Raw genomic sequence first — 22,851 nt, 5'->3', positions numbered from 1 at the left:
TCGAGAGGGAAACAGCCCAGAACACCAGCTAAGGCCCCTAAGTGTGTGCTCAGTGGGAAAGGATGTGGGATTGCCCAGACAACCAGGAGGTTGGCTTAGAAGCAGCCACCCTTGAAAGAGTGCGTAATAGCTCACTGGTCAAGTGGTCCTGCGCCGACAATGTAGCGGGGCTTAAGCACACCGCCGAAGCTGTGTCATTGACACAATAGATCCACTTGGGCTCTTGAAGTCCTTGTGTAGTCGTGTTGATGGGTAGGGGAGCGTCCTGCACCCAGGGAAGCCGTGGCGGAAGCTAGCGGTGGAGGGTGTGGGAGTGAGAATGCAGGCATGAGTAGCGAATGCAGAGTGAGAAACTCTGCCGCCGGATGACCAAGGGTTCCTGGGCCAGGCTAATCCGCCCAGGGTAAGTCGGGACCTAAGGCGAGGCCGACAGGCGTAGTCGATGGACAACGGGTTGATATTCCCGTACCCGAGCATGTGCGCCCATGACGAGGCGTTTGATACTAACCACCCAAAGCGCGCCGGCGAAGTCTTCGGATGGAGTTGGTGTTGTGGAGCGTGGGACCTGATTTCGTAGTAGTCAAGCGATGGGGTGACGCAGGAAGGTAGCTCCGCCAGGCGATGGTTGTCCTGGTGTAAGCGTGTAGGCCGTCGTGTAGGCAAATCCGCACGGCACTAAGGCTGAGACGTGATGCGTAGCCGTTTGAGGCGAAGTAGAGTGATCCTATGCTGCCGAGAAAAGCCTCTAGTGAGTGCATGCACGGCCCGTACCCCAAACCAACACAGGTGGTCAGGTAGAGAATACTAAGGCGATCGGGTGAACTGTGGTTAAGGAACTCGGCAAAATGCCCCCGTAACTTCGGGAGAAGGGGGGCCAAACATCCTGAAGTCCTTTACGGACTAGGGGTGGGTGGCCGCAGAGACCAGCGGAAAGCGACTGTTTACTAAAAACACAGGTCCATGCGAAGTCGCAAGACGATGTATATGGACTGACGCCTGCCCGGTGCTGGAACGTTAAGAGGACCGGTTAATCCCTTCGGGGGTGAAGCTGAGAATTTAAGCGCCAGTAAACGGCGGTGGTAACTATAACCATCCTAAGGTAGCGAAATTCCTTGTCGGGTAAGTTCCGACCTGCACGAATGGCGTAACGACTTTCCGGCTGTCTCAACCACAGGCCCGGCGAAATTGCACTACGAGTAAAGATGCTCGTTACGCGCGGCAGGACGGAAAGACCCCGGGACCTTTACTATAGTTTGGTATTGGTTTTCGGTTCGGCTTGTGTAGGATAGGTGGGAGACTGTGAAGCGGTGACGCTAGTTACTGTGGAGTCGTTGTTGAAATACCACTCTGGTCGAATTGGGAATCTGAACCTCGGGCCATGATCTGGTTCAGGGACAGTGCCTGATGGGTAGTTTAACTGGGGCGGTTGCCTCCTAAAGAGTAACGGAGGCGCCCAAAGGTTCCCTCAGCCTGGTTGGCAATCAGGTGTTGAGTGCAAGTGCACAAGGGAGCTTGACTGTGAGACAGACATGTCGAGCAGGGACGAAAGTCGGGACTAGTGATCCGGCACCACCTGGTGGAAGGGGTGTCGCTCAACGGATAAAAGGTACCCCGGGGATAACAGGCTGATCTTGCCCAAGAGTCCATATCGACGGCATGGTTTGGCACCTCGATGTCGGCTCGTCGCATCCTGGGGCCGGAGTAGGTCCCAAGGGTTGGGCTGTTCGCCCATTAAAGCGGCACGCGAGCTGGGTTTAGAACGTCGTGAGACAGTTCGGTCCCTATCCGCCGCGCGCGTAGGATACTTGAGGAAGGCTGTCCCTAGTACGAGAGGACCGGGACGGACGAACCTCTGGTGTGCCAGTTGTCCCGCCAGGGGCATGGCTGGTTGGCCACGTTCGGAAGGGATAACCGCTGAAGGCATCTAAGCGGGAAGCCTGTTCCAAGATGAGGTATCCCACCCTTTGTGGGTTAAGGCCCCCAATAGACCATTGGGTTGATAGGCCAGATATGGAAGCACAGTAATGTGTTGTCGAGTTGACTGGTACTAATAGGCCGAGGACTTGTCTACGAAGGTGTTACGCATCCACTCTACGGTTTCTGAGACACCACACGGCTCCCTGTTTTTTGGGGGGTGTGGTTGTTTCGTAGTGTTTCGGTGGTTTTAGCGTCAGGGAAACGCCCGGTCCCATTCCGAACCCGGAAGCTAAGCTTGACAGCGCCGATGGTACTGCAACCGAAGGGTTGTGGGAGAGTAGGACACCGCCGAACATTTTGTTGGGGAAGGGCCTGGCTTGGTCGAGAACTACGGTTCTCCCGGCCAGGCCCTTTTTCTATACCCAAAACCCGTGCGGCCGGCACCGCAGCCAACCCCGTGTCGACCCTCCAACCACACGAGCCGACCTCCCAATCACACGAGTCGGCTGTCTGGTCACGTGTTGACCTGTGAATCGCGGGTGCCGGCCCCCGGATCACGGGTGCCGGCGCTTCAATCACGGGAGCCGACCGTTCGGGTACACGAGCCGACTGCCTGGGCACGCGAGCCGACTGCCTGGGCGCGCGACCTGCCCCTCTCGCACGGTGCGCGAGTTCCGTGATGCCTCACGATCGTCCCCGCCGAGCCAACGGGCGCCGGCGCAACGGCGATGACAGCACCAACGACGTTGTCGTCTCGCCGTATCGCTGCACCTTCTCGACCAGCTCCTCCAGCTCCGCCGTGTTCCGGCACAGCACCCGCAGGATCCAGCACTCGTCGCCGGTGACGTGGTCCGCGGCGATGACCTCCGGCAGCGGTAGCACCGCCGTCCGGAAGCGGGGGGTGTCCAGGCTGCGTACCCGGGCCCGGACCAACGCCTCGATCGGCAGCCCCAGCTTGGTCGTGTCCACGCTCGCCGTGTAGCCCGTGATCACTCCGCGCTCCTCGAGACGGCGGACTCGCTCCGTCACCGCGGAACCGGACAGCGACACCCGCCGCCCGAGTTCGGTGAAGCTCAGCCGGCCGTCGTCCTGGAGGAGCTCGATCAGGTGCCAGTCGACGTCGTCGAGGTCCACCGTGGTTCTCCCAAGTCAGCAGGGGCGGAAACAGGGAAATCCCAGGCCGGCCCGGGCCTTCACCCCGATTCTGCCCTGTGTCCGCGACGCCGTGATCAGCAGGATTGACCCATGACACGCACACTCGCCTTCCCCGCCCCGGCTCCCGCCGAAGCCGCCGCCTACTTCGCGGCCGAGCTCGGCTTCGAGGTCGATCCGGATGACCTCGCCCGGGACCTGGACGCCGGCTGTACCGAGGGGTACGTCATCGTCGAGACCCGCGCTCCCGAGGCCTTCGCGCAGGCGCACCTTCCCGGCGCGATCAACCTGCCCTACCGCGACATGACGCGCGAGAGCACAGCTCACCTCGATCGCGACCTCGTCTACGTCTGCTACTGCGAGAGCAGCAACTGCAACGCCGCCACGAAGGGCGCGCTCAAGCTCGCCGAACTCGGCTTCCGGGTGAAACGGCTCTCCGGCGGCATCGCCGGCTGGAGAGCCGCCGGCTACCCCGTCGAGGCGCACGGCGAACCGGGCACGACCGGTATTCGCTGCGCCTGCTGACGCACTTACCCTGGAAGACGTGACACGACTGCTGATCATCCAGCCGGACGTCTCGGACCCGCTCGGTCCCCTCGGTGACTGGCTGGCCGAAGCCGGCGCGGAACTCGACCTCCGGCTGCCGCCCGGGCAGGAGCTGCCCGGCGATCTCGACGGTTACGCCGGGGTCGTCTGCCTCGGTGGTGGCATGGGTGCGGAGGACGACACGAAGCACCCGTGGCTCGCCGATGTGCGGCGCCTGCTGGCGAAAGCGGCGTCGAGGCAGCTCCCGACGCTGGGAATCTGCCTCGGCGCCCAGCTGCTGACCGTCGCGACCGGCGGCCGCGTCGAGGTCGGGCGCGACGGGCCCGAGGTCGGCCCGCACCTGGTCTCGAAGAAGGACGCCGCGTGGACCGACCCGCTCTTCGCCGACCTGCCGCTGATGCAGGACGTCCTGCAGTTCCACAACGACGCGATCACCCGGCTCCCGCCGGGCGCCGAACTGCTCGCATCCGCTCCGCGCTACCAGTACCAGGCCTTCCGGTTCAACCGGTGTGTCTACGCTGTCCAGTTCCACATCGAGACGACGCCCGAGATCGTCGAGAGCTGGGCCGCGGATGAGCCCGAAATGGCGGAGCTGGCCCGGCCGGGATCGCTCGACCACGACAAGTTGATCACCGTGCACGACGACATCGCCGAGACGTGGCGTCCGTTCGCGCAGCGGTTCGTCCGACTGGCGTCCGGTGAGCTCCAGCCCGCCGCTGACAGTCAACGCTCGTTACCGCTGGCTTAACGGATAGCGTCACAATCGGCAACGGGCTGTTAACAACCTGCGTCACTCGTCAGGTACCTTGCGGGAAGAGTCCCCACAAGGGTGCGGAGGTCGGGGTGGACCCCTCGTTGCTGGTCGTGATCGTGGTCGTCACGGCATTGGTCTTCGATTTCACCAACGGGTTCCACGACACCGCGAACTCGATGGCGACGTCGATCGCCACCGGGGCGCTCAAGCCCCGGGTGGCCGTCGCGATCTCCGCGGTGCTGAACCTCGTCGGCGCGTTCCTGTCGGTGGAAGTCGCCAAGACGATCTCCAGCGGCCTGGTGGACGACACGAAGATCGGCCCGTCGATCGTCTTCGGCGGGCTGATTGGCGCGATCGTCTGGAATCTCGTGACATGGTTCGTCGGGCTCCCGTCGAGCTCGTCGCACGCGCTGTTCGGCGGATTGATCGGCGCCACCTGGGTTTCGGCGGGCGCGGACTCGGTCCACTTCGGAAAGATCGTCGAGAAGGTCCTGCTGCCGGCGGCCGCTTCGCCGGTGATCGCCGGTCTCGTGGCGCTGGTCGTGACGTACTTCGTCTACCGCTTCCTGGTCCGGAACCGGCCGGCCACACGCGGTTTCAAGATCGGCCAGATCGTCTCGGCGTCGCTGGTCTCGCTGGCCCACGGCACGAACGACGCGCAGAAGACGATGGGCGTGATCACGCTCACGCTGGTCACCGCCGGTAGCCTCCCGCCGGGTGCCGCCCCGCCCGTGTGGGTGATCGTCAGCGCCGCCTGCGCGCTGGCCGCCGGCACCTACCTCGGCGGCTGGCGCATCACGCACACCCTCGGCAAGGGCCTGACCGACATCGAGGGCCCGCAGGGCTTCGCCGCCCAGACGAGCTCCGCGCTCGTCATCCTCGTCTCGTCGCGGCTCGGTTTCCCGCTGTCGACGACGCACGTGTGCTCCGGCGGCATCGTCGGCTCCGGTGTCGGCCGCCGCGAGGCGCCGGTCCGCTGGCGGATGGCCGGCCGGATGGTCATCGCCTGGCTGTTCACCCTGCCCGCCGCCGCGATCGTCGGTGCGGTCTCCGGCAAGATCGCCTCACTCGGCAGCGCGGGCACCATCGCCGTCGGCGTGGTCGGAATCGGGGTGGGCGCCGGAATCTGGCTGCTCTCCCGCCGCCACCCCGTCACCGCGCACAGCTTCCAGGTCCCCGAGCCGACGCCGGCCGACACCGAGCCGGGACGCCTGGCCGCCTGAGCCGGAATCAAGAGGCCGTTCCGGCTACGGTGGTTCGTGATGGCAGACCGCGCGCGAACGACCGCTTCGGCGGCGAGGTACGGCTTCACCGACGCCCGTGCCGAGGGGCAGTTGCGCGCGGCCGGCTGGTGGGACGACGCCGGCCCGGTCGCCGCGGCGACCGACGTGCTCTCGGCGTTGTCCCGCGCCGCCGACCCCGATCTCGCGCTGCGCGGCCTGGACCGCATCCGCGAGGCCGACGGCGAAGAGTGGACGCGGCTCGACGAGCAGCTCCGCGAAAACCGGACGTTCCGCGGCCGGCTCCTCGGCGTGCTGGGGACGTCGACCGCGCTGGCCGACTTCCTGTGCGCGAACCCCGCGCAGTGGCACTCGCTGACCGGCAAGAAGAGCACGAACCCCGCCGGCTACCGGGAAGCCCTGCGCACCGCGCTCCTGCGTGAAGACGGTTCCGTGATCACCAAGCTCGAAGCCGAGCAGACGCTGAAGGTCGCCTACCGCGGCCTGTTGCTCGGCATCGCCGCCGCGGACCTGGGGCACCTCGTCGAGAGCGGGCTCGAGCAGCCGCGCTACGCCGAGGTCGCCGCGCAGCTGACCGAGCTGGCCGAGGCCGCGCTCGCCGCCGGGCTCGTGGTCGCCGAGGCCGAGGTCGGCGCCTCGGCCGACGACACGTTCGCGATCATCGCGATGGGCAAGTGCGGCGGCCGGGAACTCAACTACGTCAGCGATGTCGACGTCATCTTCGTCGGCGCGGGCGACCTCAGTGTCGCGACGCGGCTGGCGAGCACGACGATGCGCGTCACCGGGAACGCGTGCTTCGAGGTCGACGCGGCGCTGCGCCCGGAAGGCAAGGCCGGCGCGCTCGTCCGCACCCTCGAAGGCCACCAGAGCTACTACCTGAAGTGGGCCAAGACCTGGGAGTTCCAGGCGCTGCTGAAGGCGCGTCCGGTCGCCGGCGACGTCGAACTCGGCCGGCAGTACGCCGAGATGGTGGCGCCGCTGGTGTGGTCGGCGGCCGATCGGGACAACTTCGTCGCCGAGGTGCAGCAGATGCGCCGCCGGGTCGAGGGGCACGTGCCGTCCGAGCACGCCGAGCGCGAGCTCAAGCTGGGCCGCGGTGGCCTGCGTGACGTCGAGTTCGCGGTGCAGTTGCTGCAGCTCGTGCACGGCCGGGTGGACGACGAGCTGCGGTCGCCGTCCACGATGGACGCGCTCGCGGCGCTCGGCGAAGGCGGTTACGTGGGCCGGAAGGACGCGGCCGAGCTGGGCGCGTCGTACGAGTTCCTGCGGATGCTGGAGCACCGGCTGCAGCTGCGGCGGATGCGCCGGACGCACCTGTTCCCGGCGACGTCCGACACCGACGAGCTGCGGATCCTCGCGCGCGCGAGCGGTGTGAAACCGACCGGTGGCAAGAGCGAGGGGGAGGCCCTGCTGGCGGAGTTCCGCAAGCACGGCAAGGGCATCCGGCGGCTGCACGAAAAGATCTTCTACCGGCCGCTGCTGCAGTCGGTCGCGAACGTGCCGACCGAAGCGCTCCGCCTGACGACCAAGCAGGCCGCCAGCCGCCTGGCCGCCCTCGGCTACACCGCGCCCGACGGCGCGCTCCAGCACATCAAGGCCCTCACCTCGGGCGTGTCCCGGCGCGCCGCGATCCAGCAGGCGCTGCTGCCCGTGCTGCTCGACCTGCTCGCCGACACCCCCGACCCGGACGGCGGGCTGCTGTCGTACCGCAAGGTTTCCGAGGCGCTGGAAGACACGCCGTGGTACCTGCGGGTGCTGCGCGACGAAGGCACGGTCGTCGAACGGCTGGCCATCCTGCTCGGCACGTCGAGGCTGGTGCCCGACCTGCTGGTCCGCGCGCCCGAGGTGCTGCAGCTGCTCGGCGACCCGGCGCGGCTGCTGGGCCGCACGCCGGCCGAGGTGGCGACGTCGCTGCGGGCGGCCGTCCGCCGCCAGCCCGGGTTGAACCCGGCGGTCACGGCGGCGCGGTCGCTGCGGCGGCACGAACTGCTGCGCGTGGCCTGCGCGGACCTGCTCGGGCTGCTCGACGTCCCGGCCGTGTGCGCGGCGCTGTCCAGCGTCTGGGTCGCGGTGCTGCAGGGCGCGCTGGCCGCCGCGTTCCGGCAGCGCCAGGCCGAGCTGGGCCGGACGCCCGCGCGGATCGCCGTCATCGGCATGGGCCGGCTCGGCGGCGCCGAGCTCGGCTACGGTTCCGACGCCGACGTGCTCTTCGTGTGCGAAGCGGCCGAAGGCGTCTCGGACTCCGACGCGGTGAAGTTCGCGTCGTCGGTCGCGGAGACCGTCCGGAAGATGCTGGGCGCGCCGAGCCCGGACCCGGCGCTGGTCGTCGACGCCGACCTGCGACCGGAGGGACGCAGCGGCCCGCTGGTGCGCACGCTCGAGTCGTACCGCGCCTACTACGCGCGCTGGGGCGAGGTGTGGGAGGCGCAGGCGTTGCTGCGCGCCCGGTTCATCGCCGGCGACGACGACCTCGGGCACCGGTTCATCACGATGATCGACCCGATCCGCTACCCCGAAGGTGGCCTGGACTCGACGAAGGCCCGCGAGATCCGCCGGATCAAGGCACGCGTCGAGACCGAGCGGATGCCGAAGGGCGCGGATCCGACGCGGCACACGAAGCTCGGCCGCGGTGGCCTCGCCGACGTCGAGTGGACGGTGCAACTCCTGCAGCTGCAGCACGCCCACGCCGTTCCCGAACTGCGGACGACGTCGACGCTGGACGCCTTGGCGGTGCTCCCCGGCGCGGGCCTGGCCGAGCAGTCCGAAGCGGACTCGCTGGCCGAGGCGTGGCTGCTGGCGACCCGGGTGCGCAACGCCGGGATGCTGGTGCGCGGCAAGGCCGTCGACGAGGTCCCCGGTTCGGGCCGTGACCTGGCCGCGGTGGCGCGGGTGCTCGGCCAGACCGCAGAGGACGACCCCGGCGAGTTCCTCGACACCTACCGCCGCATCACGCGCCGCGCGCACACGGTGGTGGAGCACCTGTTCTACGAGGCTGATTAAGGTGGGGCGCGTGACCGATCGAGAGCCGTTCCGGACCCGGATCAAGGTCCGCCACTACGAGCTGGACACCCTGGGCCACCTCAACCACGCCGTGTACCACTCCTACGGCGAGGTTTCGCGGCTCGAGCTGCTGGAGCAGGCGGGTGCGCTCAACGGCATCGAGGGCTTCGCGGCCGTGCTCCTGGAGTCCCACATCGTGTTCCGCCGCGAGATCCGCGCGGGCGACGTCGTCGACGTGACGTGCGACGCGAAGTTCGGCAGCGGCAAGACGTTCTCGATGGACTCGAACATCTACAAGGCCGACGGCACGCTGGCCGCGGAGATCACGTGCACGCTGGGCCTGATGGACCTGGAGCTCCGCAAGCTGGCGGCGGACCCGCGTGGCCGCTTCGCCGAGGCGGGCGCGGACCTGAAGCTGCTGTCGACGGCCGAAGGCGACTGAGGCAGCTTTCCGGGGATTCCGGGTGGCGAAGCCCCGGTTGTCACGGAGCCCGGACGAAAAGAACGCCGGCGGCGAGGGCGTTTCCGCTCCTCGCCGCCGGCGTGCCCAAGGGACGCGTCAGCGGATCACACGTCGTAGTACAAGGCGAACTCGTACGGGTGCGGGCGCAGGCGCAGCGGGTCGATCTCGTTTTCGCGCTTGTAGGAGACCCACGTCTCGATCACGTCCGGCGTGAACACGCCACCCTCGAGCAGGTAGTCGTGGTCGGCTTCCAGCGTGTCGAGGACCGTGCCCAGGTCGCCCGGGACCAGCTTGACGTTCTTGGCCTCTTCCGGCGGGAGCTCGTAGAGGTCCTTGTCGATCGGGTCCGCCGGCTCGATCTTGTTCTTGATGCCGTCGAGCCCGGCCATCATCATCGCCGAGAACGCCAGGTACGGGTTGCCCGAGGAGTCCGGGCAGCGGAACTCGGCGCGCTTGGCCTTCGGGTTGTTGCCCGTGATCGGGATCCGGACGCACGCCGAGCGGTTGCGCTGCGAGTAGACCAGCGAAACCGGGGCCTCGAAGCCGGGGACCAGGCGGTGGTAGGAGTTCACCGTCGGGTTCGTGAAGGCCAGCAGGCTCGGGGCGTGCTTGAGCAGGCCGCCGATGTAGTGGCGCGCGGTGTCCGACAGGCCGGCGTAGCCCGACTCGTCGTGGAACAGCGGCGTGCCGTCCTTCCACAGCGACTGGTGGCAGTGCATGCCCGAGCCGTTGTCGCCGGCGAGCGGCTTCGGCATGAACGTCGCGGTCTTGCCCGCGGCGAACACGGTGTTCTTCACGATGTACTTGAACAGCTGCAGGTCGTCCGCAGCGTGCAGCAGCGTGTTGAACTTGTAGTTGATCTCGGTCTGGCCGGCGGTGCCCACCTCGTGGTGCGCGCGCTCGATCTCGAAACCGGAACCCTGCAGCGCGCGGACGATGTCGTCGCGCAGGTCGGCGAAGTGGTCGACCGGCGGAACCGGGAAGTAGCCGCCCTTGAACTTCGTCTTGTAACCCTGGTTGCCACCGACCTCTTCGGTACCGGTGTTCCACCAGCCCTCGACGGAGTCGATCTCGTGGAACGAGGCGTGCTCGGCGGAGTCGAAGCGGACCGAGTCGAAGATGTAGAACTCGGCTTCGGGGCCGAAGTACACGTTGTCGGCGACGCCGTACTCCGCGATGTACTGCTCGGCCTTGCGCGCGATGTTGCGCGGGTCGCGGCTGTACGCCTCACGGGTGAACGGGTCGTGCACGAAGAAGTTCAGCGAGAGCGTCTTCGCCTTGCGGAACGGGTCGATGCGCGCCGTCTCGGGGTCCGGCAGCAGCAGCATGTCCGATTCGTGGATCGACTGGAAGCCGCGCACCGAGGAGCCGTCGAACGCGAGTCCTTCTTCGTAGGCCTCTTCGGTGAAGGCCTTCGCGGGGACCGTGAAGTGCTGCATCACGCCGGGCAGGTCACAGAACCGGACGTCGATGACTTCGACGTCCTCGTCCGTGATGAGGCGCTGAATGTCGTCTGGAGTAGTGGGCACCCTCGGTGACTCCTTCTCGTTCGAGCTCGTGCGGCAGTGCTCTCTTCGGCTCACGCTAAAAGCGCGGTGTTGCCCGACCGTCACCCGTATGTTTCGCCGGTGTTAACGGGTCGCCGGATATCGGGTATCCGACCAGGTCGGATGTGCTCTGCGCCACCGGCATACCCTGGACGGGTGGCGAGATGGACCGGAGAATGGCTGCCCGGCACGGGTGACGGTGGCCAGAGTACTGATCAGGACGGTTCGCGCTGGCCGGGAGAGAAGCTCGGCCTGCCCGAGTCCGGCGTCGGCTCGGCGGCGAGCGGCGGGACCCGGCTGCTCGGGCTGCTCGTCGACCTCGTCATCGCGGCCCTGGTCACGGCCATCTTCGTGCACCCGAACCTGCAGGACCCGGTGGCCATGCAGAACTTCAACCTGTGGTCCGGCGGCGTCTGGGCGGTGATCTCGGTCGCCTCCGCCGGCTTCTTCGGCTTCACCCCCGGGATGGGCGTGGTCGGCATCCGGGTGGCCCGCCTCGACGGCGCCGCTCTGGTCGGCCCGCTGCGGGCGCTGGTCCGGGCGGTGCTCACGTTCGTGATCATCCCGGCCGCGATCCGCAACGCCGACGGCCGCAGCTGGCTCGATCGGCTGACCGGCACGGTCGTCATCCGGCTGCGCTGACCACCCGCCGCGAGCCGTAGCAGAGGCAACTGGAACCGGCTGTGCTGACCACACGGGCCGTCGGCAGCCGCGGCGGACGCTGACTGGTCAACCGGCCCGCCCACGACCTCGGCCCGGTTGGCCCGATGGATCCGGCTGTGCTGACCACACGGCCGTCGGCAGCCGCGGCGGACGCTGACTGGTCAACCGGCCTGCCCGCGGCCTCGGCCCCGTAGGCCCGATGGAACCGGCTGTGCTGACCACACGGCCGTCGGCAGCCGCGGCGGACGCTGACTGGTCAACCGGCCTGCCCGCGGCCTCGGCCCCGTAGGCCCGATGGAACCGGCTGTGCTGACCACACGGCCGTCGGCAGCCGCGGCGGACGCTGACTGGTCAACCGGCCTGCCCGCGGCCTCGGCCCCGTAGGCCCGATGGAACCGGCTGTGCTGACCACACGGCCGTCGGCAGCCGCGGCGGACGCTGACTGGTCAACCGGCCTGCCCGCGGCCTCGGCCCCGTAGGCCCGATGGATCCGGCTGCGCTGACCACACGGCCGTCGGCAGCCGCGGCGGACACTGACTGGTCAAGCGGCCCGCCAGCGGCCTCGGCCCGGTAGGCCCGACATCGGCCGGCCGGTGGTCTCGGCAGCCTCCGGCGTCGGCCTCTGCCCGGCTTGGTGTCGGAGCAGCGCTCCCGGAGGGCGCCCCTGGTATCGGCCGGCGTCGGCCCCGCGCCATCGGCGGCCCTGGGTGCGTCGCGTCCGAAACCCGCCGCCGAACCCGCTGCCCGGCACCCGCGCACGAGAAAGGCCCCGTCCACCCGGACGGGGCCTTTGTCGTCTGTGCGGGTCAGCGGCGACGGATCGTGCGCTGGACGTTGCGCATCTTCGCGCCGGCGGGCATCGGGCCCTTGGGCATCGCCGCGCCGCGGTTGCCGAGGGCGGCCAGCTTCGCCTCGAGGGCGTCGACCTGGGCCGGCTTGAGGTTGCGCGGCAGCTTCATCAGGAAGCCCTGGAGCTTCTTGAGCGGGATCTGGCCCTCTTCGTGGCCGATCGTGACGTCGTAGATCGGGGTGTCGCCGATCAGCCGGGAGACGCGCTTCTTCTCCTGGGCGAGCAGCGTCTTCACGCGGTGTTGCGCGCCCTCGGCGACGAGCACCACGCCCGGGCCGCCGAGCACGCGGTGCACGGCGTCGAGCTGGGTCGTCGCGGCGACGGTCGGCGTCACCTTCCACTTGCCGCGGAGGTTCTCGAGCGCCCACGCCGCCGCGCCGGGCTGGCCGTCGGCCTTCGAGTAGACCGTCTTCTGGACACGACGGCCGAAGATGATCATGGCGAGCAGCGCGCCGAGGATGATGCCCAGGGGGAGCAGCACCCACTGGGAGTCGAAGAAGAAGCCGATGCCGAAGGCCACACCTGCGACGACGACGATCGCGCCGACCATCCAGGGGATGAGCCAAGGGTCTTCCTTGCGCTGCATCTTGAAGGCCTCGAAGAGCTGGCCACGCCGGGCCTTGCTCGCCGCGCGCTTCTCCTTCTTGGCCTGCTTGGCCGCTTCCTTGTCCTGCTGTCCCGCCATCTGCCCAGGATACGGCCGCGTGCCCCTGCCCGGATTCCCCGTCCCCCTCTGCGAGGATGCGGGACGTGACTGGCGTACTTTCCCCGAAGAGCCGCACCCGTCTGCTCGATGGTCTCGACCCCGAGCAGCGCGCCGCCGCCAGTGCCCCGAGGGGGCCGGTCTGCGTTCTCGCCGGCGCCGGCACGGGCAAGACCCGCACGATCACCCACCGCATCGCCCACCTCGTCATGTCCGGGCACGTTTCCGCTGGTCAGGTGCTCGCCGTCACGTTCACGACGCGTGCTGCGGGGGAGATGCGCGCCCGGCTGCGCGGCCTCGGCGTCGACGCCGCGCAGGCCCTGACGTTCCACGCCGCCGCCCGCCGTCAGCTGCGTTACTTCTGGCCGCGCGTCGTCGGTGGCCAGCCGTGGGACCTGCTCGAGAACAAGTTCCGCTACGTCGGCCAGGCCGCGACCCGGGCCAAGCTCGGCACCGAGATCGAGATCCTGCGCGACCTGGCGAGCGAGATCGAGTGGGCGAAGGCGTCGCTGATCACCCCGGACGACTACCCGGCCGTCACCGCGCGCGCCCAGCGGGACATTCCCGCCCCGGCCGCGCAGGTCGCCGAGGTCTACCGCAACTACGAAGAACTGAAGAACGCCGCGCAGGTGCTCGACTTCGACGACCTGCTGCTGCACACGACGGCGGTGCTCGAGGAGCACGGCGTCGTCGCCGAGGAGTTCCGCGACCGCTACCGCTGCTTCGTCGTCGACGAGTACCAGGACGTCACACCGCTGCAGCAGCGCCTGCTCGACGCGTGGCTCGGCGGGCGTGACGATCTGACGGTGGTCGGCGACGCCAACCAGACCATCTACTCCTTCGGCGGCGCGTCGCCGCGGTCGCTGCTGGAGTTCACGCGGCGCTTCCCGGAGGCGACCGTCGTCCGGCTCGAACGCGACTACCGCTCGACGCCCGAGGTCGTCTCGCTGGCGAACCAGGTGATCGGCGCCGCCCGCGGCCGGCCGGCCGGCTCGCGGCTCAAGCTGATCGGCCAGCGCCCGCCGGGCCCGCAGCCGCGCTTCGCCGAGTTCGACGACGAGCAGGTCGAGGCCGGCGCCGTCGCGCGGCGCGTGCGCGAGCTGCTCGACGGCGGCGTCGCGGCGAGCGAGATCGCGGTGCTCTACCGCGTCAACGCCCAGTCCGAGGCCTACGAGTCGGCGCTGGCCGAGGCCGGCATCCCGTACCTGGTCCGCGGCGGCGAGCGGTTCTTCAACCGGCCCGAGGTCCGGCAGGCGATGTCCGCGCTGCGGACCGCGAGCGGTGACGGCAGCTCCGACCTGGTCACGACCGTGCGCTCGGTGCTCGCCCGCGTCGGCCTCACCGAGTCGCCGCCCGCCGGTGGCGCGGCCAAGGAGCGGTGGGACGCGCTGCTGGCGATCGTCGAGCTGGCCGAGGAGCTCGCCGCGACGGTGGCCGACGCGGATGTGCCGCGCTTCAACACCGAGCTGGAGCAGCGCGCGGCGGCGCAGCACCCGCCGACGGTCGAGGGCGTGACGCTCGCGTCGCTGCACGCGGCGAAGGGACTGGAGTGGGACGCCGTGTTCCTCGTCGGCCTCGCCGAGGGCACGATGCCGATCCTGCACGCCGACGGCGACGAGGCGGCGATCGAGGAGGAGCGCCGGCTGTTCTACGTCGGCGTCACCCGGGCCCGCGAGCACCTGTGGCTGTCGTGGGCGCTCGCCCGCACGCCGGGCGCGCGCCGCAACCGCCGTCGCAGCCGCTTCCTCTACGGCCTGATCCCCGAGGACCACCCGGCCGCCCGGGCCGCGCGGTCGCAGCAGAAGCCGGCCGCGCCGGTGAAGACACGGTGCCGGGTGTGCGGCGGGCCGCTGCTGGAAACCCTCGAGGTCAAGCTCGGCCGCTGCGGGCGCTGCCCGTCGTCGGTGGACGAGAACCTGTTGGAGCGGTTGAAGTCCTGGCGCGCCGACCGCGCCCGCGAGCTGAAGGTGCCGCCGTTCGTCGTGTTCACCGACGCGACGTTGATGGCCGTCGCCGAGCAGCGCCCGGTCGACGAGTCGGCATTGGTGTCGATCTCCGGGATCGGCGCGACGAAGCTCGAGCGCTTCGGCACCGAGATCCTCGGCGTCGTTCGCGCGTCGACGGGGTCCTGATGAGGTCTTGACCGCGTCGGGACCATGATCCACGCGGCGAACCCGCTGCTCAGGGGCGATCTTCGTATCTTCGAGGATTTTCCCCGTAATTAAGTTGCCCCGGTGTGGTGGGGGGCAATAACCTGCCAGTACCGAGCCCGAAGGGCTCGGCTGGGGATCCACGTGAAGTGCCGCGCCGCGGCCGCGTGTGCAGAGTACAGACGAAGGAGGTGCCGGTGAAATGACCATCAACCTGACGCTCACGAACCCGGGCACCCGTCTGTCCTGCGCCGCGGAAGTCGCGGCTGCACAGCGCCCGGGCACCGGTGTGCCCGTGAGCGCGCACGAGATCCGTGGCACGCGTCGCGTCATGCGGGGCTGGACCACCGGCGATGTCGTCGTCTTCGGGACCGAGGGCGTTCTCGCCGCGTACCCGCAGGCCGATCTGCCGACCATCAAGCAGTTCCGTGTTCCGTTGTCGATACGGGAGCGAAGTTCCTGACCCAGTCAGGACACTGAGGCTCACGAAGGCCGCGGAACCGGAAAACCCGGATCCGCGGCCTTCGTGTTTTTGGCTGCACAACCCAAGAGGAACAGCATTGCCCAGCTCCACGCCCAAAACCGAATCCCGTACGACACCAGGAGGAACTCACATGTCTTCGGCCATCGCCTACACCGCGGGTGAGGCAATATTCGCCGACCTGCTCGACCCCGTCACCGTCCCGGACGTGGCTTTGCCCTGCCGCTCGGGCGACGCGGACCTCTGGTTCGCCGAGTCCCCGGCCGAGCTCGAGCGCGCCAAGGCGTCCTGCGCCGACTGCCCGGTTCGCGAGGCCTGCCTGGCCGGCGCGCTGGCCCGGCGTGAGCCGTGGGGCGTCTGGGGTGGCGAGATCTTCGAGCGCGGTGTCGTGATCGCGCGGAAGCGGCCCCGTGGCCGGCCGCGCAAGAACGCCACCGTCGAGCCCGCCGTCGCCAAGAGCGGCGAGCACCGGAGCGCCGCGGCATGAGCGTCGAACCGATCACCACGAGGGACCACGAAGCGCGCAAACGCGTGCACCTGCAGTTGACGAAGACCGAGATCGAGGAGACCAGCGAGATGTTGCTTTACGAAGAATTGTCCAGGGCCCGAATACGGGATCTGGAGGAAGGGGTCCGCGCTCAGCGGGCCCGGGGTAGCGCCCGCGCCGTCCGCCGATGGAGCCGCGTAGCCCGATGGGCGGCTCAGCGAGCGGAGCGGTACGAGAACCAGAGCTGAGCGAAGGCCCCTGCCGCCACGACGGCGGCAGGGGCCTGCGCGCTGGATTTGCGCTGGTCAGATGGGTTTCGCGTGGTTGTGCCGGCCGGGTCTGGTGCCGGTTTGCCGACGCCGGTCTTCGACGACCTCGCCGCACCCTCATTGCGCTCTCCCCGGTGACGACTTGCGTTCGCCAGTCGTCACCGGTGAGAGCGGATCGGGCTCTGATCGGTGGGAGACACGATTCCCCGCCCCCGCCCCCGCCCCCGCCCCCGCCCCCGCCCCGCCCCGTCTGGTTGGTGTCTGGTTGTTCGCGCGCGCCTTTCTGCCGGGTGGCGGTGTTGAATGGGGTGATGTCCGCACACACCCACGACGACATCGACTGGGCGGACCGCCTCGCCCAGCTGCGCATGGCCGACACCCTCGACGCCGAAGCACTCGCGCCCGTCGCGCGGCGCCTCCTTTCCGGGACGGCTGAGCGGCCGACCGTGGTCGACGTCGGATGTGGGGCCGGTGGGATGAGCGTGCACTTCGCGCGTGAGCTCGCCCGCGGCGCCGGGGGCACCGTCGTGCTGCTCGACGCCACACCCACGCTGCTCGCCGAAGCGCAGCGGGCTGTCGGCGCGGTCGCCGGCGAGAGCGTCGAAGTGGTCACCGTGCACGGTGACCTCGCCGATCCCCGGCTGGCCGACCGGGTGCCCGCCGCCGACCTCGTGTGGGCGTCCGGGGTGGTGCACCACGTCGGCGATCAGCAGGCCGCGCTGCGGACCTTGGCCGGGTTGCTGCGGCCGGGTGCGGTGCTCGCCATTTCCGAAGGCGGGCTCGAAATGCGTTGCCTCCCTTGGGATCTCGGGATCGGACGGCCCGGCTTGGAGCATCGGCTGCTCGCCGCGCGGGCCGAGTGGTTCGCCGCGATGCGGGCCGGCATCGCGGGCAGTGTCGCCATGCCCTACGGCTGGCCGCGCGCGCTTCGCGAGGCCGGGCTCGAGGACGTCGAGTCGTTCGGCGCGCTCATCGACCACCCGATGCCCGGCTCGGACCTGTTGCGCGAGTACGTGGTGCACCGCATCGGCTGGCTCGGCGAGTCGACGAGCGATCGTCTCGACGCCGACGACCGCGCGACGATCGCCGCCCTCACCGACCCGGCCGGCCCGGACTTCCTCGGCGACCGTCCGGATCTGTACCTGTTCGGCGCCAAGGTAATCCACAGTGGACGGTCGCGATGAGCGCCCCGGAACCGGTCGGGTGCACGCGCTGCGGGCGCACCCGCGGCCCCGACGACGACCCGGCTACGGCGCTCGCCTGGGTGTCCACCCGCGAGCGCGGCACGCTGCGATGGCTGTGCCCGGACTGCGCGCGGCAGCACGTGCGCGACATCGAGGGCAAGCTGCCGGACGAATACTGGTGATCACGACGCTCCTTCGCGGGAGTACGGGTATCGGGCGGTTCAGCCGGGCAGGCACGACGCCTGGCCGAGCCGCGCGCTGGTGAATGGGCGGGCCATCCTGGCGGGCTCACACCGCGCCGCCCCCGGCTAGAGGCAGTGCGCGGACTCGGGCTTGCGGTTCGCAAGCGGTGCTCTCGGCGGGCTTATGTCGCCGCCGGTCGTGGGCTGGAGCTGGGCTCGGACCTGGGGTGCGGTTCGGGCGGGCGGTGCGGACGCCTTGACGGGCTCATCTTGTCGCCGATCGAGGGCTGGAACAGGACGCGGACTCTGGGTGCGGTTCCGCGAGCAGCGCGGACGCTTTGGCGGCTGATGTCGCCGCCGGTCGTGGGTTGGAGCTGGGCTCGGACTTGGGGTGCGGTGCGGGCGGTGCGGATGTTTTGACGGGCTCATGTCGCTGTCGGGTCATGGGCTGGAGCAGGCTCGGACTTGAGGTGCAGGTCGGGCGGGCAGTGCGGACGCCTTGAACGGGCTCATGTCGTCGCCGATCGAGGGCTGGAGCTGGGCGTGGACTCGGGCTCGCGGGTTCCCGCGGGCGGTGCGGATGCTCTCGTCGGGGTTCATGTCGCCGTCGGTCTAGGGCTGAGCAGGCTCGGGCTTGGGATTGGAGTTCGCGCGGGCGGTGCATGCGTTCGGCTTGCTTAAGTTGCACCGCCGATCAAGGGCCGGGGCGGAGCCTGGGTTCGGGAGTGCGGTTCCCCGGAGCCGCTCGTGCCGGGTCGCCGGTTGAGGGTTGGAGCGGTGCTGGGTCTCGACGGCGGGTTGCCGAGCGCCGCAAATGCCCTTGGCCGGCTCATGCTGCGTCGCCGATCGGGGGCGTGGTCAGGGCCCGGACTCGGGGGCGGGGTGTCCGGGATGCCTCGCCGTAGGCCTGGACCAGCTCCTTCGCCACGTCGCGGGGGACCTGGCGTAGCTGGCGGACCGTGCAGCGGACCAGGATGATTCCCGTCGCCGCCAGGGCCAGGTGGGTGAAGCCGCTGTTGATACCGGGGCCGCAGTGGTACTGCCAGGCCAGGCCGATCTCGTCCCACCACGCGTCGGCCTCGCCGATGCGGCGGCCGCGGCGGTCGCAGATCGTGACGTCCCAGTTCGGCGGTGGGAGCAGGGCCGTGTCCAGGACTCGCGCCGCCAGGCCGTGCGCGCGGATCGGGCCTTCGTCGAGGCGGCGCAGGACCTTCCGGACCGCCGACGAGCCGCGCTGCGGACCCGCCTCGAGCTCGGCCAGCAGCTGCTGGCGGTCGCACAGCCCCCAGTAGAGCGGCAGCGTCAGCAGCTGCCGGATCCGTGCCGGGTCGGGTTCGGCTCGCGCCAGGTCCAGGGCCGCGCGGGCCGGTGGGGCGAACGGCAGGCCGTCCACCAGCACCGGATCCGGCAGCCGGGACGTCCGGGTCGCGTGGATCCCCGCCTTCGTCGCGACGCGGCAGTAGTCGGGCACCAGCAGCTCGATCTCGCCGGCCGCCGGGCACTTCACGCCGTGGGCCCGCAGGGCGTCGGCGCCGCTGATCACCACCTTCGACCCGTACCGCACGATCGCCGCGTGCAGCAGGTGCTGCCGCGTCGGCGCGGTGTTGCGCAGCAGGACGACACCGGGGTGCAGGCGGCGCCACGGCCCGCCGGGGCCGCAGAGCCGCCGGGTTCTTCGATCGGACACCCCGGCCCTGCGTAGCTGTTCGAGGTTCATCACCTCGCACGTGTCGGGGTTACCGAGGGCGAGAGGATCAGTGCGATGCGTAGCGGTCATGGATCGAGCATGAACGCTCCTCCAACCGGGTGGAACCCCGCTTCCCGCAGCTGTGGACAACTCGGCGGAATCCGCCCGTTCGCGGCCCGGCCTGTGGACAACTCAGCCGGCGAATCCGGGCTGCCAGCGCTCCACGATGCCCCGCGCCGGGATCTCCGCGTCGAGCTGACAGAGGATGCCCGTCGAGCCCGCCGTGACGCGGTGGATCATCAGGTACTCGGGCGGCAGGTTGAGGGAACGGCCGACCCGGAAGTCGTTGCCGCGGCTGTCGCCGACCCGCCCCGCCTGCCGCTGCATCCACTTGCGCGTGAAGTGGAACGTCGGCTCGGCCAGCGGCTCGGTGAACGGCGCCAGGTAGCCGAGCACCTCGTCCGCGGTCAGGTCGCTGTCCGGCCGGATGAACCGGTTCTCGCGCAGCAGGCGCATCAACTCCGCGGACTCGCCGTCGAGGGCCAGCCGGGTCATCTCGCCCAGGTGGCGGGGGATGCCCTCGGGCAGCCGCGCCACGCCGCCGAAGTCGATGACGCACAGCCTGTCGTCCGGGGTGATCATGAAGTTGCCCGGGTGCGGGTCCGAGTGCAGCAGGTGGACGCGCTCGGGCGACGAGTAGTGGAACTCCGCCAGCAGCCGGCCGGCCAGGTTCCGCGTCTCGCGGTCGCCGTCGGCGATCACCTTCGACAGCGGCGTGCCGGTGACCCACTCCGTCACGACGACCTTCGGCGCGCTGGCGACGACGCGCGGCACCAGGATGCCGGGGTCGCCGTCGAACGCCTTCGCGAAGGCCCGCTGGTGCTGGGCCTCGGACTGGTAGTCGAGCTCTTCGTTCATCCGCGCGGCGAGCTCGGCCAGCAGGGGTTTGACCTCGGTGCCGGGCACGAAGGCCTGGAACAGCCTGCTGAACCGCTGCAGCTGCCGCAGGTCGCTGCGCAGCGCCTCGTCGGCCCCCGGGTACTGGACCTTGACCGCGACCTCGCGCCCGTCGTGCCAGACCGCGCGGTGCACCTGGCCGATGCTCGCGGCCGCCGCGGGCTCGTCGTCGAACGACGTGAACCGGCCGGCCCAGCTGCGGCCCAGCTGCTCGGCGAGGACCCGGTGGGTCTGCCGGGCCGCCATCGGCGGCGCCGCGGCCTGCAGCTTCGTCAGCGCTTCGCGGTAGGGCTTCGCCATGTCGTCCGGCACCGCCGCCTCGAACACGCTCAGCGCTTGGCCGAACTTCATGGCCCCGCCCTTGAGCGTGCCGAGCACCTCGAACAGCTGCTCGGCGGCCTTGGCCGAGAGCGTCGCGTTCACCTGCTCCGCGCTCTGGCCGGCCAGCCGCTTGCCCCAGCCGGTGACGGCCCGCCCGGCCATCCCGAGCGGGAGGCTGGCGAGCTTGGCGGTGCGGGCCGCACCCTTGCTCGGCATCGCGGTGTCACGATCGGCGGCGTCGCGGAAGTCGGTCACCCCGTCGATTCTGCCTTGCGCACGCGGCCGAGCGCAGCCTGCTCGTGACGTCTTAGTGGTCTACGTCTCCTGTGGCGGCGCGGGTGGACCACATCCGCACCGCGGATGCGGTGGCCAGCCGCGGTGGCGGATGCGGCCGTCGAAGGCGTCGAACTCGAGGGTCGCGTTCCACGCCGGCGGCGCCAGCTCGGCGGGGGAGAGCAGCCGCATGGCCTGGGCGACGGCCAGGGACGCGCACGCCTGGACCGCGCCGAGGTCGGGCCGCTGGTGCCGGCCGGCGAGCTGCCCGGCGACCCGCGGCCAGCACGGGTCGAGGTCGGTCCGGTGCAGGTCGGCGCAGCGCAGGCACGAACTCCGGCCCGGCACCACCAGCGGCCCGACGATGCCGGTCCCGTCGCGCACGCGGACCGCCAGGTGGGGAACGCCGTCCTCCATCAGCTCCGCGACGACCTCGGGCGCGGGCACGATGGCGTCGGTGAGCAGCACCAGGTCGGGGTACCGGTCGTGGAGCCGGGTGACGCGGACCCGCGGGTCGACCCGGCGGAGCAGGTCGGCGAGGGCGTGGCGCCGGGGACGGCCCAGATCCGCCTCGGTGAAGCCGGAGCCGAGGTCGTGTTCGGCCACCGTGCCGGGTAGCCGCGGCTCGACGTGCCCGATCCCGGCGTTGGCCAGCAGGATCGCCACGGCGACCGCCAGCCGGCCGTCGCCGTGCACCGAGATCGCCGTCGTGCGCCGCCGGTCGGTCAATGCGGCCTGGTGGTGACGGGCTCGCAGCGACCACAGACCCGACTCGCCGCGAAGCGCGGCGCGGTCGGCCGAGCCGGCCTCGGTGACCAGGCCGAGTGCGGTCAGCTGGAGCAGGAGGGCGCGCAGCTGATCACGGTGTTCGCTCTCGGCGAGCAGAATCCGTTCGACGGGCGCCTGGCCGTCGAGCAGCCGCAACCGCGTGACGAGGTTCGGGGGCAGGCCTTCGATGGCCACGCCGTGGCGCGGGTCGAGGCCGATCTGGATCTCGCCGGGGCCGCGTTCCAGCACGGTCAGGCCCGGGAGCAGGGCGGGAAAGGCCGGCAACAGCACCGGTGGCATGTCCGCAGGGGAGAGCAGCATGTCCGCAGAATCGCACCCGCCGGCGACCCGCAGACGTCCGAACGACCCGGAAGCGCCGAGTTATCCACAGGTGGGAGTAGTTGTGGACAACTCGCGTCTGTGACCTTAAGGCGCTCGGAGTTGTCGGTGGGTGGCCTTACCGTTGTCGAGTGGTCGAAGCACGGATGCCCTCGCTGAGGGGTCGAGGGGAAGACAACCCCTCATCGGACACACCCGAACACAAGGTCGAAGTGCGGCGCAGCCAGCGCCGGCACCGGACGGTCACCGCGTACTGGAACGACGACACGCTCGTCGTGCTCATCCCGGCGCGGATGACGAGGGCGGAGGAGAAACACTGGGTCGCCGAGATGGAGCGCAAGCTGCAGCGCTCGGAACCACGTCGGCCGGCGTCCCCGAAGGCGTCGGACGAAGCCCTGCTGGCGCGCTGCGCGCAGCTGTCGGGCAAGTACCTGGGCGGCACCGCGGTACCGGCGAGCGTCCGCTGGGTGCCGCCGATGCGCACGCGGTGGGCGTCCTGCACACCGGTCGACGCGACCATCCGGGTCAGCGACAGGCTGCGGAAGGTCCCGCCGTGGGTCCTGGACTACGTCCTGGTGCACGAGCTGGCGCACCTGCGCGAGCCCGGGCACGACGCGGCGTTCTGGGCGTTGGTGCAGCGGTACCCGAAAGCGGAGCGCGCGATGGGGTACCTCGAAGGACTGTCGGCGGCCGCCGGGTGGGGGATCTCCACCGAGGACTGACCGGGTGACGGTTTCGGACGGAACCGGGGTGATCCGCTGGTGCGGGTCACCCCGGTTGCGTTTGAGGGCGCGGGGTGGCGAACTCGTGAAGGGTCGGCTCCGCGCCTGGAGGGTCGGCCGGCGTGCCTGGGTGATCGGCTCGCGTACTTGAGTGGACGACACGCGTACTCGGACGGACGACACGCGTACCTGGAC

General features: G+C 69.8%; 18 protein-coding genes and 2 rRNA genes (1 of these 20 running past the window's edge). 14 read left to right on the top strand and 6 right to left on the bottom strand.

Annotation, left to right across the window (positions count from 1 at the left end):
* Together OG494_RS30715 and rrf are read left to right on the top strand one after the other, a co-directional pair.
* Positions 1 to 2,071: ribosomal RNA gene (locus OG494_RS30715) — 23S ribosomal RNA — on the top strand (it extends 1,052 nt beyond the left edge of the window).
* Positions 2,072 to 2,154: 83 nt separating this feature from the next.
* Positions 2,155 to 2,271 (top strand): 5S ribosomal RNA (gene rrf / locus OG494_RS30710).
* 330 nt (positions 2,272 to 2,601) lie between these two features.
* Here rrf and OG494_RS30705 read toward each other — a convergent pair.
* Complete coding sequence (locus OG494_RS30705) at positions 2,602 to 3,051, bottom strand: Lrp/AsnC family transcriptional regulator (RefSeq protein ID WP_328444631.1); 450 nt, start codon at positions 3,049 to 3,051, stop codon at positions 2,602 to 2,604.
* 111 nt (positions 3,052 to 3,162) lie between these two features.
* On the opposite strand from OG494_RS30705, the gene OG494_RS30700 reads away from it, so the two are divergent.
* The 5 genes from OG494_RS30700 to OG494_RS30680 all read left to right on the top strand — a co-directional run bounded on the left by OG494_RS30700 (position 3,163) and on the right by OG494_RS30680 (position 9,052).
* Positions 3,163 to 3,594: a rhodanese-like domain-containing protein gene (locus OG494_RS30700; RefSeq protein WP_328444629.1), complete on the top strand. Its 432-nt coding sequence runs from the start codon at positions 3,163 to 3,165 to the stop codon at positions 3,592 to 3,594.
* 19 nt (positions 3,595 to 3,613) lie between these two features.
* Positions 3,614 to 4,363 (top strand): type 1 glutamine amidotransferase, encoded by a 750-nt coding sequence (locus OG494_RS30695; RefSeq protein ID WP_328444627.1) that lies wholly within the window; start codon positions 3,614 to 3,616, stop codon positions 4,361 to 4,363.
* Positions 4,364 to 4,458: 95 nt separating this feature from the next.
* On the top strand, positions 4,459 to 5,592 hold the full coding sequence (locus tag OG494_RS30690) for an inorganic phosphate transporter (protein WP_328444625.1): 1,134 nt from the start codon (positions 4,459 to 4,461) through the stop codon (positions 5,590 to 5,592).
* 39 nt (positions 5,593 to 5,631) lie between these two features.
* Positions 5,632 to 8,610 carry a bifunctional [glutamine synthetase] adenylyltransferase/[glutamine synthetase]-adenylyl-L-tyrosine phosphorylase gene (locus OG494_RS30685; RefSeq protein ID WP_328444623.1) on the top strand — a complete coding sequence of 993 codons (2,979 nt, stop codon included), beginning with the start codon at positions 5,632 to 5,634 and terminating at the stop codon, positions 8,608 to 8,610.
* Positions 8,611 to 8,620: 10 nt separating this feature from the next.
* A complete protein-coding gene (locus OG494_RS30680) occupies positions 8,621 to 9,052 on the top strand; it encodes an acyl-CoA thioesterase (protein WP_328444621.1) in 432 nt (143 codons plus the stop codon).
* A gap of 125 nt (positions 9,053 to 9,177) precedes the next feature.
* Here OG494_RS30680 and glnA read toward each other — a convergent pair whose 3' ends face one another.
* Positions 9,178 to 10,602: a type I glutamate--ammonia ligase gene (gene glnA, locus OG494_RS30675; RefSeq protein WP_328444619.1), complete on the bottom strand. Its 1,425-nt coding sequence runs from the start codon at positions 10,600 to 10,602 to the stop codon at positions 9,178 to 9,180.
* Between the two features lie 270 nt (positions 10,603 to 10,872).
* On the opposite strand from glnA, the gene OG494_RS30670 reads away from it, so the two are divergent.
* Positions 10,873 to 11,262: an RDD family protein gene (locus tag OG494_RS30670; RefSeq protein ID WP_328459068.1), complete on the top strand. Its 390-nt coding sequence runs from the start codon at positions 10,873 to 10,875 to the stop codon at positions 11,260 to 11,262.
* An 827-nt stretch (positions 11,263 to 12,089) separates the two neighbouring features.
* Here the strand turns inward: OG494_RS30670 and OG494_RS30665 are convergent.
* Positions 12,090 to 12,818, bottom strand: coding sequence for a DUF4191 domain-containing protein (locus OG494_RS30665; protein ID WP_328444617.1), 729 nt, complete (start codon positions 12,816 to 12,818; stop codon positions 12,090 to 12,092).
* A 65-nt stretch (positions 12,819 to 12,883) separates the two neighbouring features.
* Here OG494_RS30665 and OG494_RS30660 point away from each other — a divergent pair, with 65 nt between their 5' ends.
* The 5 genes from OG494_RS30660 (at position 12,884) to OG494_RS30635 (ending at position 17,589) form a co-directional block, all read left to right on the top strand.
* Positions 12,884 to 14,968, top strand: coding sequence for an ATP-dependent DNA helicase UvrD2 (locus OG494_RS30660; RefSeq protein ID WP_328444615.1), 2,085 nt, complete (start codon positions 12,884 to 12,886; stop codon positions 14,966 to 14,968).
* Between the two features lie 220 nt (positions 14,969 to 15,188).
* Positions 15,189 to 15,449 (top strand): hypothetical protein, encoded by a 261-nt coding sequence (locus OG494_RS30655; protein ID WP_328444613.1) that lies wholly within the window; start codon positions 15,189 to 15,191, stop codon positions 15,447 to 15,449.
* Positions 15,450 to 15,600: 151 nt separating this feature from the next.
* Positions 15,601 to 15,954 carry a WhiB family transcriptional regulator gene (locus OG494_RS30650; protein ID WP_328444611.1) on the top strand — a complete coding sequence of 118 codons (354 nt, stop codon included), beginning with the start codon at positions 15,601 to 15,603 and terminating at the stop codon, positions 15,952 to 15,954.
* A gap of 580 nt (positions 15,955 to 16,534) precedes the next feature.
* Positions 16,535 to 17,407: a class I SAM-dependent methyltransferase gene (locus OG494_RS30640; RefSeq protein ID WP_328444607.1), complete on the top strand. Its 873-nt coding sequence runs from the start codon at positions 16,535 to 16,537 to the stop codon at positions 17,405 to 17,407.
* Positions 17,404 to 17,589: a hypothetical protein gene (locus tag OG494_RS30635; RefSeq protein WP_328444605.1), complete on the top strand. Its 186-nt coding sequence runs from the start codon at positions 17,404 to 17,406 to the stop codon at positions 17,587 to 17,589. Before OG494_RS30640 ends, OG494_RS30635 begins: the two co-directional genes overlap by 4 nt.
* 829 nt (positions 17,590 to 18,418) lie before the next feature.
* Here the strand turns inward: OG494_RS30635 and OG494_RS30630 are convergent.
* From OG494_RS30630 to OG494_RS30620, 3 genes are all read right to left on the bottom strand, one after another.
* Positions 18,419 to 19,306, bottom strand: coding sequence for a hypothetical protein (locus OG494_RS30630; RefSeq protein WP_328444603.1), 888 nt, complete (start codon positions 19,304 to 19,306; stop codon positions 18,419 to 18,421).
* A gap of 162 nt (positions 19,307 to 19,468) precedes the next feature.
* Positions 19,469 to 20,809 carry an ABC1 kinase family protein gene (locus OG494_RS30625; protein ID WP_328444601.1) on the bottom strand — a complete coding sequence of 447 codons (1,341 nt, stop codon included), beginning with the start codon at positions 20,807 to 20,809 and terminating at the stop codon, positions 19,469 to 19,471.
* A gap of 60 nt (positions 20,810 to 20,869) precedes the next feature.
* On the bottom strand, positions 20,870 to 21,916 hold the full coding sequence (locus tag OG494_RS30620) for a hypothetical protein (RefSeq protein WP_328444599.1): 1,047 nt from the start codon (positions 21,914 to 21,916) through the stop codon (positions 20,870 to 20,872).
* A gap of 230 nt (positions 21,917 to 22,146) precedes the next feature.
* Between OG494_RS30620 and OG494_RS30615 the strand changes: the two genes are divergently transcribed.
* Positions 22,147 to 22,656: a M48 metallopeptidase family protein gene (locus OG494_RS30615; protein WP_326946449.1), complete on the top strand. Its 510-nt coding sequence runs from the start codon at positions 22,147 to 22,149 to the stop codon at positions 22,654 to 22,656.
* Positions 22,657 to 22,851 lie beyond the last annotated feature (195 nt).

It is taken from the genome of Amycolatopsis sp. NBC_00438 (assembly GCF_036026695.1).
GTDB lineage: Bacteria > Actinomycetota > Actinomycetes > Mycobacteriales > Pseudonocardiaceae > Amycolatopsis.
The sequence above is the reverse complement of the archived record's forward strand: the minus strand, read 5'-3'. Positions and strand labels throughout refer to the sequence as shown.

Coding starts and splice junctions, on each gene's coding strand:
- OG494_RS30640 (WP_328444607.1), top strand. CDS start 16,535: ATGTCCGCACACACCCACGACGACATCGACTGGGCGGACCGCCTCGCC.
- OG494_RS30635 (WP_328444605.1), top strand. CDS start 17,404: ATGAGCGCCCCGGAACCGGTCGGGTGCACGCGCTGCGGGCGCACCCGC.
- OG494_RS30665 (WP_328444617.1), bottom strand. CDS start 12,818: ATGGCGGGACAGCAGGACAAGGAAGCGGCCAAGCAGGCCAAGAAGGAG.
- OG494_RS30620 (WP_328444599.1), bottom strand. CDS start 21,916: ATGCTGCTCTCCCCTGCGGACATGCCACCGGTGCTGTTGCCGGCCTTT.
- OG494_RS30650 (WP_328444611.1), top strand. CDS start 15,601: ATGTCTTCGGCCATCGCCTACACCGCGGGTGAGGCAATATTCGCCGAC.
- OG494_RS30700 (WP_328444629.1), top strand. CDS start 3,163: ATGACACGCACACTCGCCTTCCCCGCCCCGGCTCCCGCCGAAGCCGCC.
- OG494_RS30685 (WP_328444623.1), top strand. CDS start 5,632: ATGGCAGACCGCGCGCGAACGACCGCTTCGGCGGCGAGGTACGGCTTC.
- OG494_RS30630 (WP_328444603.1), bottom strand. CDS start 19,306: ATGAACCTCGAACAGCTACGCAGGGCCGGGGTGTCCGATCGAAGAACC.
- OG494_RS30655 (WP_328444613.1), top strand. CDS start 15,189: ATGACCATCAACCTGACGCTCACGAACCCGGGCACCCGTCTGTCCTGC.